Source organism: Saprospiraceae bacterium (genome assembly GCA_016719615.1).
Lineage (GTDB): Bacteria > Bacteroidota > Bacteroidia > Chitinophagales > Saprospiraceae > Vicinibacter.
On the sequence record JADJYQ010000007.1, the window covers coordinates 1 to 12,059 of the forward strand.

At 33.1% G+C, this 12,059-nt stretch carries 12 protein-coding genes and 1 pseudogene; 1 reads left to right on the forward strand and 12 read right to left on the reverse strand.

Translation table 11 applies throughout. The annotated features are described in order from the left end of the window. Window positions 1-140: 140 nt before the first annotated feature. From IPM92_14550 to IPM92_14605, 12 genes and pseudogenes are all read right to left on the reverse strand, one after another. A pseudogene (locus IPM92_14550) lies at window positions 141-914 on the reverse strand (ATP-binding protein). A 973-nt stretch (window positions 915-1,887) separates the two neighbouring features. Next, window positions 1,888-2,073, reverse strand: a complete 186-nt coding sequence (locus IPM92_14555) for a hypothetical protein (GenBank protein MBK9109551.1) — start codon at window positions 2,071-2,073, stop codon at window positions 1,888-1,890. Window positions 2,074-2,207: 134 nt separating this feature from the next. Beyond that, on the reverse strand, window positions 2,208-2,447 hold the full coding sequence (locus IPM92_14560) for a hypothetical protein (protein ID MBK9109552.1): 240 nt from the start codon (window positions 2,445-2,447) through the stop codon (window positions 2,208-2,210). A gap of 104 nt (window positions 2,448-2,551) precedes the next feature. Continuing rightward, the gene (locus tag IPM92_14565; protein MBK9109553.1) at window positions 2,552-2,854 is read right to left on the reverse strand and encodes a hypothetical protein; all 303 of its coding nucleotides are present in this window, start codon (window positions 2,852-2,854) and stop codon (window positions 2,552-2,554) included. 668 nt (window positions 2,855-3,522) lie between these two features. After that, the gene (locus tag IPM92_14570) at window positions 3,523-4,212 is read right to left on the reverse strand and encodes a hypothetical protein (GenBank protein MBK9109554.1); all 690 of its coding nucleotides are present in this window, start codon (window positions 4,210-4,212) and stop codon (window positions 3,523-3,525) included. Window positions 4,213-4,506: 294 nt separating this feature from the next. Then, window positions 4,507-4,785, reverse strand: a complete 279-nt coding sequence (locus IPM92_14575; GenBank protein MBK9109555.1) for a hypothetical protein — start codon at window positions 4,783-4,785, stop codon at window positions 4,507-4,509. 30 nt (window positions 4,786-4,815) lie between these two features. Further along, window positions 4,816-5,538, reverse strand: coding sequence for a leucyl/phenylalanyl-tRNA--protein transferase (locus tag IPM92_14580; protein ID MBK9109556.1), 723 nt, complete (start codon window positions 5,536-5,538; stop codon window positions 4,816-4,818). Window positions 5,539-6,447: 909 nt separating this feature from the next. Next, window positions 6,448-6,681 (reverse strand): hypothetical protein, encoded by a 234-nt coding sequence (locus IPM92_14585; GenBank protein MBK9109557.1) that lies wholly within the window; start codon window positions 6,679-6,681, stop codon window positions 6,448-6,450. A 39-nt stretch (window positions 6,682-6,720) separates the two neighbouring features. After that, complete coding sequence (locus IPM92_14590) at window positions 6,721-7,095, reverse strand: hypothetical protein (GenBank protein ID MBK9109558.1); 375 nt, start codon at window positions 7,093-7,095, stop codon at window positions 6,721-6,723. 187 nt (window positions 7,096-7,282) lie between these two features. Next, entirely contained in the window at window positions 7,283-8,860 is a 1,578-nt protein-coding gene (locus IPM92_14595) for an IS66 family transposase (GenBank protein ID MBK9109559.1), read from the reverse strand. Further along, window positions 8,857-9,237, reverse strand: a complete 381-nt coding sequence (gene tnpB / locus IPM92_14600) for an IS66 family insertion sequence element accessory protein TnpB (GenBank protein MBK9109560.1) — start codon at window positions 9,235-9,237, stop codon at window positions 8,857-8,859. The genes IPM92_14595 and tnpB overlap by 4 nt, the downstream gene beginning before the upstream one ends. Beyond that, a complete protein-coding gene (locus IPM92_14605) occupies window positions 9,234-9,521 on the reverse strand; it encodes a hypothetical protein (protein MBK9109561.1) in 288 nt (95 codons plus the stop codon). The genes tnpB and IPM92_14605 overlap by 4 nt, the downstream gene beginning before the upstream one ends. Before the next feature lie 914 nt (window positions 9,522-10,435). Between IPM92_14605 and IPM92_14610 the strand changes: the two genes are divergently transcribed. Beyond that, window positions 10,436-10,975, forward strand: a complete 540-nt coding sequence (locus IPM92_14610) for a hypothetical protein (protein ID MBK9109562.1) — start codon at window positions 10,436-10,438, stop codon at window positions 10,973-10,975. Window positions 10,976-12,059: the final 1,084 nt, after the last annotated feature.

A 12,059-nucleotide genomic window follows, 5' to 3' on the forward strand; every position in this document is an offset into this window, starting at 1 on the left:
AGACCATACAATCCTCCGACCAAATCTCCTTCTTTCCATATTTTGAATATTCCGGGCAATCTGAGCCACCCATTCCGGTCTAAACTGAGCCACTAATTCCGGTTGAATGTGAGCCAGGGATTCCGGAGCAAAGTGAGCCACTAAATAAGTAGATAAAAGACCATAAGCCAAAAGTAATTATTGTTGATTAATTTTGACATTTTGCGTAAAGATTCACCGGTTAGTTCAATTCTATGAGCTTGATGTATTATACGATCAAGGATAGCATCGGCAATGGTATTTTCATTGTATATTGATGCCATGCAGCTACAGGAAGTTGAGAGACGATTATGGTGGAATATCTGTTATGTCTATCTTCCATTATTTGCAACAAAGCTAAACGAGCCTGAGTATCGAGGGGAGTCAAACCCCAGTCATCTAAAATAACAAGATTTTTATTTTCAAGTCTATCAATGTCTTTGCGGAATGCACCATCCAATTTATCTGATTTAATTTTGCAAACAGTTTAGGTAATGAAAGATAAGCTTACGTTTGCCTTTAATACAAGCTTGATATCCGATAGCAGATGCAAGAAAACTTTTCCCGCAACCTGTAGCACCTGGTAATGATAATATTTTCACCACGATCTATGAACGAGCAATCCGATATTGAAGAAATTATTTCTTTTGAGAGATTCCTTTGTGGTGTACAAATCACATCGTTAAGATTAGCTTGATACCTAAACTTTGCATTCTTTACAGAAGTTTGAGTTTTGCGATGATTACGGTGCAAAAATTCAGCTTCTACCAATTGGCCAATTAAATGGATTCATCTGGTTTTTGGTGTGCTGGTAAATGAATAATGGCTTCGTATCGATCGGCCATTCCAGTTAACCGCAAGTTGCGCATGGAATCTAAAGTACTTTGTTGATTCATATAGATAATTTAAAAAGGTTACTTATAATACATTTGACCTCGGATATTTTCATGAAAAGATCCAATTGGGTTGGAGAAGCTTCGTCCCATTTGATATTTTGAAAATCCATTGAGAGAATTTGTTCCAATTTCCGGTATGATACATAATCAAATTGTAGACAGATTCCAGCAGCCTGATCTACCTTATCGTTTCCGTTTTTGTTGCAAGATGGAGCACCCCTGACAGCTTTTAAAAGCTTGCTCAGGATGTTTGCTCTGCGCAAATAGTTGTTCCATAAAACGAATTGTATGTTCTCCTATCTTAGCCCCTTCCTGGACAAAAAAAATCTTTATTCCAGCGACGGTAATATTGGTGATTGGGATGCAAATGAGTTCCATTGGTAGTATACTTGCTCCATGTTCTATTCCTTTGGTGTAGGGCTATTCGCTCATGTTTGAAAATATTTCCACGGTTGTGGCGGTATACCCAATATCAACTTTTTGACCAGTATAACTGTATGGTACAGAGTAATACTTGCGATCCTCGCTAAGCAATACATGACAATTGGGTTGAACCTTTGCTTGTTGATATTTTTTAAATTCAAATTTTAGTTCAGGCAATGGTTTTAGTTGATTTTTTCTACTGAATCAAATTGTTGTTTGCGGCTAAATGGTTTTTGTTGATAAAGAATACTATTGTGCTTATCAAGCAATATACGAATGGCTTCATTCAAGTCTCGAAGGCTATGAAAACTTTTTGTCGTGGAGCGGAGCATAAATTCTGGTATATATAGGATATTAATGGCAGATTCAACTAAGGCTTTATCTTTTGGTTTGCGTGCGTGTAGGTAATACTGCGGCATCTAATGCTCCGCAAAATCTGCCATACTTTTATTCAACTCAGGATCGTACTTGCTGGCACGGTTTACAGCAGGCTTTAGGTTGTCAGTAACGATCGCCTGTGGAACGCCCCCAAAATAATGTAGAGTTGATTCTAATGCGTATAAAAAATCAGGTGTGGTTTGACTTGGAATAGCGATTGCAAATGTGTATCCACTACAGGCAAAATACCAACAAATACTTCGACTGGAGTAGGTTCACCAGAATCGGGATCCAATAAGTGCAATTTTTTACCTGCAAAATCAATCATGATTTTATCCCCGGCTTTATGATCAAACACATAACTGAGTTGCTGACTTTTTTCATAGCGTTTAAAATGTTCACAAAATTGGGAGTATTGAACACCTGAGGAAACTCCCTTTGTAATCTTCCCAGAGCAAAAGTTTGGTCACTCCAACTTTTGTTAATCGTTTTTCATATCTGGGAACAAACGATATAATTCATCATGACTGGGTCTTGCTCAGCTGGAGGGTAGACAATAGAATATAACTCCTTGTCCGATAGTTTAAGTAATTGTTGATAACTCAAAGGATGCTTAGCGAATACCTCTTTGTATTTATCAATGGTATTCCTCGACATTCCGGTAAGCTGACTAATCTTACGATCAGATAAGGCTTCCAAAGTCAATTTTAATAGTTTTCTTAGCTTTTGCATAGATACAATTTGATTGGCCATCTTGAAGTAATTTTTACTTCAAAATAGGTCTCAAATCATACTGCCTTGAGTGGCTCACTTTGCTCCGGAATCCCTGGCTCACTTTACTCCGGAATCGGTGGCTCAATTTGCTCCGGAATCAGTGGCTCATTTTGGCCGGAATACTCACATATTTCTAGGGAATGCGCCAAACCCTTTTCATGCAGATCTGAAAAAGCTTTAATGATATCGCCGTGGATCCAGCTTCCGTGTTCGCCATGCCGGGCCACCGTTTTGCATTGAAGCATCACATCCAAAAAATTGCAATCCACACTGTATAGAAAAATATTTTTCTTCATCAATAATTTCAAACTCTTCGCGATCTTCAGTTTCTTTGAAACAGCACCAGCCCTGAGGAATGGGAGCAAACCACATGATTTGCTGGCCTTTATTGTACCGAGGAAAAATTCCATTGAGATAAGCCACCAGCAATTGTTCAACTCCAGACCCTGCCTACCATGAGTAAGCCGTCGTAAATGCCATCTGCAAGGTCTGGGATTTCATAATGACTTTCGTTGAGTTTGTATTCCTGCATGTTGATTGCAAAGATGGGATAAGAAATGGAATTTAGGCATGGAGGGGGGTAGGGGGGTCCGATAGTCTGGGAGCCTGGGAGGCATTTAAAACTTCGACCTTTGAAAATGTTGATTCTTGATCAATGAATATTGATTTATTTTCAACAAGCAATAGAAAAGAAAAGTATCATTATTACTAATTAACTAAAACCAATTTACCTTTGGCTTCCAGAATATTAATAGTATTTGAATCTGTCTTTGCAATAAATTGTGTAAATGGAAGCAAATAACCATTCAATTTATTTCCCAATTTAATACAATCCAATACATAGGATTGCACAGTTTCCCATGAAGGATAATTTAATTCTACTCTTAAATCGTTGATTAAATCAATTTCGGATTTCTGTTTAATAATTTTGTAATAATTATCATTGCAATAGAAGAATTGATTAACATGAAGGTTTTCGACAGTTAAGAGTTGAATTATTCCGTTTGTTATTAATATTCAAAATAAGTTCCTATTAAGGGATTAATTTTGCCATTTTTATATTATCATAAACGATTTGCTTTATATCCAAATTCCCAATTTCTATGGAATGAAGTAGCAATATCTCTAATGCTGAAATTTTCATATCTCTTGAAATATCGATAATCTTACAGTATGATGGAAATCCATTTTTTATAATGGTATTATTTAGAATAATAGAATTTATTGAGTCAATATTTTTTATTAAATCATTATAATAGTAAGCTGTTTTTTCGTTATTTAATCCAAAAGATCTGTAGAATTGATCTGTTTCATAAAGGTGCAAAAAAATACTATCTAATCCTGAATACATCAAGGATGAGTGATGTATTAATGGATTATCCATCGCTAGTTTAATTGTTGGTATATTAAGAAATTCAACAAAATATTTATTAGTTAAAAGACACTCTCTTTTGTTTTTTTTTAGTAAAATATTAATTAATTCAACTGATTTTGTTTCATTCTTTAAATTTAAATTTAATAATAGGGTATTCCAAATATCTGCTGAAGATGAACAAGAATCGATTTCATTATTTAGTATATTGGCAGCTTCGTTTAATTTGTCTTGTGAGATTAAAATATATGAGGTAAAGATGTTCTTGAAATAATTAAGATTCTGTGAATAAACAATCAAAGCATTTAAATTGGCAATAATAATCAATAAAGTACTTAGATTTACTTTCATTTTAAATGATTGAAAAATTCTATGGAACCCTAATAAATAAGACTAAAAGATTCCATAGAAAGGTAAAACAAAATTTTAATCATGGATTCCGAATATCATCTGTCTTAACACCCAATAAACTGGACAGAATTTTGAAAACAGTTTATTACTAGTGCATCATCCTTGTCCTGCTCACCTGTTAAGCAAAGATATGCCGTTTCGTTGAACTTGTCAAGGCTATACGGAGCGGACCCATCGCACGGGCTATTCATGTCCGGCCTTGACAAGTCCACCGTAGCCGGCTCAAATTGTTGCTTAACAGTTGCCCAGCACATAGCCCTGATTATCCATAAATTTCCTTGCCCAAAGCATCCACCTCTTATAATATTGACTGTAAGTATTCTTAGTAAAAGGAAGGTTAGCATAGTATAATTTATAGGCACGCTCTACTTCAAATACATTAGGAACTTCTTTGTGCATAAGTTGTATGTAATGTGGAGCTTGCTGGTCATCCTTCAAAGCATCGGGTCTGAGCTGTGCAGTTAAGTTGAAAGAGGCAAGTAGGAATATTAAAAAAACGAGGTAAGCTTTCATAATGCTATTCAATTGATAATGTGCACAAAATTAAGTGAATTGCATCAGATCATCTGAAGTAATAGGACGAGGGTCTTGTTTCCAGGATTGTCCGATAAGGGCATGCTTTTTATTCTGCTGCAACAGATTTTGGAACTCTTCAAGTTCCACGAGTTCAGCACCCATTGATTTCATATGTGGTGTATCCTGTTGACAATCGATAAACTTAAATTTCCGTCTGATGAGTTCGATACATAATGCTGTCAGAGCTATTTTGGAAGCATTACTTTCTTTAAAAAACATCGATTCCCCACAAAACATTTTTCCAAGCGCCAGACCATACAATCCTCCGACCAAATCTCCTTCTTTCCATATTTCAAGGGAATGCGCCAAACCCTTTTCATGCAGATCTGAAAAAGCTTGAATAATATCGCCGTGTATCCAGCTTCCGTGTTCGCCATGCCGGGCCACCGTTTTGCATTGAAGCATCACATCCAAAAAATTGCAATCCACACTGTATAGAAAAATATTTTTCTTCATCAATAATTTCAAACTCTTCGCGATCTTCAGTTTCTTTGGAAACAGCACCAACAGGCACGGGAGCAAACCACATGATTTGCTGGCCTTCATTGTGCCAGGAAAAATTCCATTGAGATAAGCCACCAGCAATTGTTCAAACTCCAGACTCCCGCCTACCATGAGTAAGCCGTCGTAAATGCCATCTGCAAGGTCTGGGATTTCATAATGACTTTCGTTGAGTTTGTATTCCTGCATGTTGATTGCAAGATGGGATAAGAAAGTGAATTTAGGGATGTGGAGAAGTCGGAGAGTCTGATAGTCTGTAAGTCTGGGAGGCTTGTAAAACTTCGACCTTTGAAAATGTTGATTCTTGTCCAATAATTATTGATTTATTTCCAACAAGCAAGCTTATATCTTAATTACTCTTAATGAATTGACGAAACCGTTTTTATTACTGAATTGTATAAAATAAAATCCTGAACCCAATTAGCCGTATGTATAATTGACTTACCATACTTGATTTTTGAATCATAAAAACATCCATGTTGACTAATTATTTTACAGATTACATATTCCTTCAAATTTTTATTAATTCTATAGTTATATAATCTTTTAAAAAGGAGAGGGATATAAAACTATTGCAAAACAATTTGAATTTATGTATTGACTCTTGGAAAGTTAGGTATTGAATTTGAAATGAAGATATGTTCTTCAAATATACACAAAGGAACTTCAGGAATTATCTGTGCTGATTAAACAATATGCTTGGAGACTTGAAGACGAATGGTGGAAATTAAATAATCAACAATATACTTAAATACAGTAATAATCCAATAAATAAAATTGTCAAAATAAAATTAAAATAAAATAAGTTTTACTATTTGTAAAACCAAATTTTTTAGCAGTTTATTTTCGTCTACTAATTCACTTTTCAAGTATAAATAATAGTTTGATGCGACAATGATTATGATAAACATTACTAATTCAACACCAATATTCCTAAAATATTCAAAATTTTATATTTAACCACCCTTAAAAATAGTATAAAACTAAAATAACGAATAATACTATTTTAATAAACTTTTGCTCTATTTATATTCGTTAAAACTGACATATGTTTGTTTATTTATGCTACATACATTTCGAAAAGGTAAAATTTTATTGTTAGTTATTTCCAGGCAGCAATCGGCATGATTTTTTCTCAGCTTCACGAATACACCTGTTAGCATTATCCACTCCGTTCATAGCTATCCCAACTGAAGCTCCCCAACCCCACTCTGCCACCCAAGCTGAGGCTACAGCAAAAATTGCATTCATTAAACATTCTTTTAGGGCCTTTTTATAAGCAGGACAACAATCCTCTTCAGGTAGATCACCGTTTTCGTCCAATTCACCCATCAGAGCAATCAATTCAATTTTTTCACTGACTTAATTCTGCTATATCAGGTATCTGTTTTGTAATAATGTGCCAAGGGTATCGATTAGTGCTATGTTACCCATTATGGATGTAACATTTTCAAAACCATAAGAATTTAGCGTATTTTGAAGATCGGTTGACTCAATAATCGTATCAAAAAGGGTGGTATCGTTATGAAATATATCTCTGTTTCCATAAAACAGAGAATCGCAAAAATTTAACATAGCTTGCTTTTGGGCTATAAAATCAGCATCCGTTAATATAGGATGATCTTGAACATCAATTCCAGAAACAGGAATGTCATTATCATCTGAACTGCCATCTTGTAACTCTTGTTTTGAACAAAAGTAAAAACAAGTAGAAACGAGTATCAAAAAGAACAAGAAAAATTTCATATTCTTTTTTATTAATAAAAATTAAAAGTGTAGAAATTACAATTAAAATCTAATTTTCCAATATTTGAATGTGCTTTATAAAATGTCAATCTAACTAAAGTTAATTTAAAAAACAGCGGCAAAATGTAATGTTAACAAATAATTAACACAATTATTTTTTTATATTGTAACACCCAGGATACACTGCTTAAATATTTGTAACAGTAATGTATCCGTCCCACGAAGTACACTTAGGCAACAATCTCAATGTTCTTCTTCGGGTTGACCTGCACCAATTCTGCGGAAGTAGTTCTGAGATACGATTTATAGGATGATCCTTAATTCTGTGGAAGACATCGGTTAACCAATCATATGGGTTAATGTCATGGAGCTTGCAAGTAGCAAACAAGGAATAAACCATAGCTGATCTATGGGCTGATTCCTCAGAACCTGCAAACAAATAATTCTTTCTACCCAGAGCCAAAGGACGGATAGCATTTTCTATAAGGTTATTATCAATTTCTACTTCACTATGAACTGTATATGCCAGTAGCTTATCCCATCGTTTGATTGCATATACAAAGGCTTTTCCAATTGCACTGGCTGGAAGTATAGATTCTACATTTTTATCAAGAAATTCTTTAATAGTATTCAAAACCGGAATGGCATTTTCCTGTCGCCATTTTTGTCGTTCTTCTTTGGATAGTTTTTGTTCTTTGGCAGATTCCTCAATTTTATAAAGAATTTGAATTTGCCTTAACACGTAATCTGCGCGCTGTTTGTCATTATCAAGTGCTTGTTCAAAATATCTTCTGGCATGTGCCCAGCAACTGAACATATTAAAATCCGGATTTTTATCACAGGATTCATAAACGCTATAACCGTCTGTTTGTAACTTACCTTTAAATCCCTGGATATGATTATTAAAATATTCAGCTGACCTTCCTTTTTGATAAGTAAATAGGACTAAATTATTTTGTGGATCTCTGCTGACCCACATATATCCTAAATGACATTTTCCTTTTACTTCATCTGATTGCACTTTGATTGGGCTTTCATCCGTTTGTAAATAATTAGCGGATAGAACTTTTTGATGAGCACCAAAAATGGGCTCCAATGCATTGACATATTGACTGCCCCAGCCTCCAAAAGTCGATCGAGGGATATCCACTTGATGCATTCTTTTGAGTTGTTGGAGGAATCTATAATATGGGTTATGATCCAAATACTTTCCAATAATAGCATAAGTCATAAAATCTGGACCAGCTATGCATTTATCAACTACTCTCGAAGGCATCGGAGCAATGATTATTTTTTCTGACTTTGGGTCTTTGTATTTAGGTCTTTCGTAGCGATTGACATAGATGACTCCTGGAATGTACTCCAATTCTTCAGTGACATTTTTGCCAATACATTTCATATCATCCGTTTTCCCCTCTGGCTCCAGTACAATGACTTCTCGCCTTAAGTGATCTGGCAGTTCTTTCCTTCCTCCGCGTTTGTGTACTGCCTTTTCTCTGGTGTGGGTTATTCTTTCAGTTAAATTTTCTAATGGTTGCTCCTCCTCGTTCACTTGTGTAAATAATGTATTCGGTGGGAGAGGTGGTTCGTTGCTTATGAATCGCTCCGATTTTGCTCCAAATATGAATCGTTTTAATTGCGCTAATTCTTGGCGTAAGTATTCGTTTTCCTTCTTGTATTCTGCAATTTGCGTAAGCAAATATTCATTTGTAATTTCTTTATTTGAATCTTGTATCACAACAACAAGATCGCAATTTATTTTCAATTTACATAATTATTTTTCAAATATTTTTCACCAATTATATGTCTCTTTCTATAACGAATACTGTTCAATTTAATGCCCTGCATGATACACATTAATTGCGTCCAACTGATGTTCAATTTTATATGATTAGTTTGCGATTCCATAATTTCAAAGGTACCTCTATCTAAACGCTTGCTCAATAATACTAATCCTCCGGTATCGTAAACCATCATCCGTATTTGATTACGCCGTTTATTAGTAAATAGATATACGTCACCGCTCAATGGATTACTTTGCATGATTGATTTAATAATTCCAAACAGTCCGTCATAACTTTTGCGGAAATCTGTAATACCGGTATATAGAAAATACCGGTGTCCGCTAGTAAACGGAATCAACTTTTGGAATTGATCAGTTTCAATAATGTTTCTGAACCGGGATTCGCCTGAAAGTTGATCGTCACTCCATTAGGATATACCAATCGAATTGTTGAATTTGGTGGTTGGATAGATCCAATTTGAATAAATTCATTTTTTGATTTTGATGGTTCCTTTAAACAGTACTTCTTTCTCCAATATTGAAATTGATGTATTGGGAACCCCTTTGTTGCCATAAAACTTTTAAGCGACATTCCGCTAGTTTCCAATTCAATTTTCAGCAGTTCAAATTCTTGCTTTGTCATATAAACTATTTTCTGGCAAAGCTATCGGGTGTTTGGGTCTCTCGCAAGATGTACTTCGTAGGACGGATACTCATAAACTAAATTTTCACAAAGCTATTTGGTGGCATTTGATTATGCAAGATTTACTTGATTATACGGATACTTTTTGTCTATAAAATATTTAAATTTCGTTATATGTAATAAATAATGTTTATCTTTATTTACATTATCTACTTATGGAAAAATATTTAAATAAATTTCTTTCAATCTTTGTATTCCTATTTATAATTCAATTTTGCATTAAAAACAATAGGGCGTTACCTTTTAATGGAATTATAAACAATTTAATTTGGGAGCCATTAAGCAAATTATTGCCATTTGATTTAATGAATAAATTATTTTTTTAATGCAGTCATTTTTAACTCAGAGTCACCTTTTGGAGGTAGTGGTGATACAACTTCTGAATTCATTATTTTTTTTGCAATAATTTTGACTTCAATAATTTGCACAATTTTTTTATTTACTATACCTAAAATACGAGAAATAAAATTTGAAGTGCTTAATTACCTTATTCTAAGGTATTATCTAGCCTTTATTATGATTTACTATGGCTTTGCAAAAATGTTTTCATTGCAATTCTCACAATTTGATCTGCTAACTTTAACTACAACCTATGGTGAATCAAGCCCAATGGAACTAGCTTGGGCATATTTTGGGTACTCACATTCATATCAATTCTTTATTGGCTTTTTAGAAGTTCTTTCATTTTTTCTGCTCTTTAGAAGAACAGCGACTTTTGGCGCACTGATCACACTTGTAATGACAATAAATATTGTAGCTGTAAATTACTTTTTGATATACCAGTAAAGTTATTTTCATCAATTTTATTATTTTTTACTATTGGCCTACTATCAAAAGATCTGAAGACTATTTTCATGTTCTTATTTTCCGGTAATTATGTTTCACTTAAAACAAAACCATACAATTTTGCAGATACAAATAGATTGCCTATATATTTAGTTGCAATAAAAACGGTTTTAATTGTTTTCTACTTTTTTTCAACAATTTCTGCCTTAAGCTCAAAAAAATTTAAATTTGATGCAATATCTAAAATACAACCAACAATGTATGGTTCATATACTATACTTAAACAAAATTTTGATTCTTTAAAAAATGCAAATCAAGTCGATAATAATTGGAAACAATTAATTATTGAGAATGAAGGCTTTGCAACTGTTAAATACAATTGTGACATTACTTTAAATTATGTAACATCATTTGATTCTATAAGTAAAAGTCTAATATTTTATGATGAAATGATGAATATTAAGTATGCTTACTTAATTTCAATAATTGACACCAATTCTTATATATTGAAAGGTCAAGATACATTTATTATAACTAAACAAATTGTTTCAAATAATATTAAATTAAAACATTTTCATTGGATAAATGATAACACAAACAATAAGTAAATCCGAGATTATCAGTCAGTAAAACAATATAATAAATTGACTTGTGATAATCACGATTGATAATCCACCAAAATCTTCCATTAGAATGTTTGCAAACAGCCATTTGGTTTGGAATAAATTTACCTTCCAGAATAATTTGATTTTTATTTAATACTTTACCTAAGCCACCATTATCATTTATTGAGATTAAAGTATAATACAATTTATCTGAATAAGAGTGTTTAAATTTGAATCCCAAATCTTTCTTTTATGAATAAGATAGATAAGATTTTCCATACCGTTAATAGTTAAAAAACTGGACGCGTTTGTTATAGGGTAAAAAACTCCCTGATAATCATTCCAATAGTCCCCCGGATTCAATGTATCACCATTTTCAACAATTCCATGTTCTTTGTTCCCAAGGTTAAATCCATCAAAATAGAATAAAAGATTTCCATTTTTATCCGAAATACTTGCATTCTCAAAACCCAAATAAAATCTATGACCTCCTTTAGTTGGTAAAATATTAATTGAGTCTTTGGAAAATTTAAAATTACTCTTCCAAATCTTGATGGTTGTGGAATATTATTATACCCAATTACCCAATTTAGGTTTTGGACTTGCGAAATTGATGAAAACTGTTGGATTACAAGGTAAAATATTATTTTAAAAATTCTATAATTCATGGAGTAAATATTTTTTCTGCCTTCATTGAACCATCAAGAAACTGATATTTAATTAAATAGATTCCTGTAGGCAAATTTAAATTACTTTGAGGACTTTTTAAAGACTCTGATTTTGGATTTTTAGTTAAAAGGATGTTTTACCAACTGAATCAAAGAAACAGTTTCTATGTCCTTGAAAAATGCTTAATATCCGCTAAAGAAAAAATATTCAAATATTTCTTCTTTGTTTTGAACGCTTAATCAGAATTGAAAACGGGTGACATGTAAATGAGATAACAATATTAAAACTTATAAAGATTCATACCAAATTTTTTTAGTTACATTTTTAAACTCAATGAAAAATTCAGGGTTTAACCTGATACCCTATAAGTAGAAACCCTGAGAAGAAATGTCATTAACAGGGTTTATATAAAATTTAT

Coding starts and splice junctions, on each gene's coding strand:
- IPM92_14560 (MBK9109552.1), bottom strand. CDS start 2,447: ATGCAAAAGCTAAGAAAACTATTAAAATTGACTTTGGAAGCCTTATCT.
- IPM92_14580 (MBK9109556.1), bottom strand. CDS start 5,538: ATGCAGGAATACAAACTCAACGAAAGTCATTATGAAATCCCAGACCTT.
- IPM92_14590 (MBK9109558.1), bottom strand. CDS start 7,095: ATGAAATTTTTCTTGTTCTTTTTGATACTCGTTTCTACTTGTTTTTAC.
- IPM92_14610 (MBK9109562.1), top strand. CDS start 10,436: ATGTTCTTATTTTCCGGTAATTATGTTTCACTTAAAACAAAACCATAC.
- IPM92_14575 (MBK9109555.1), bottom strand. CDS start 4,785: ATGAAAGCTTACCTCGTTTTTTTAATATTCCTACTTGCCTCTTTCAAC.
- IPM92_14570 (MBK9109554.1), bottom strand. CDS start 4,212: ATGAAAGTAAATCTAAGTACTTTATTGATTATTATTGCCAATTTAAAT.
- IPM92_14605 (MBK9109561.1), bottom strand. CDS start 9,521: ATGACAAAGCAAGAATTTGAACTGCTGAAAATTGAATTGGAAACTAGC.
- IPM92_14585 (MBK9109557.1), bottom strand. CDS start 6,681: ATGGGTGAATTGGACGAAAACGGTGATCTACCTGAAGAGGATTGTTGT.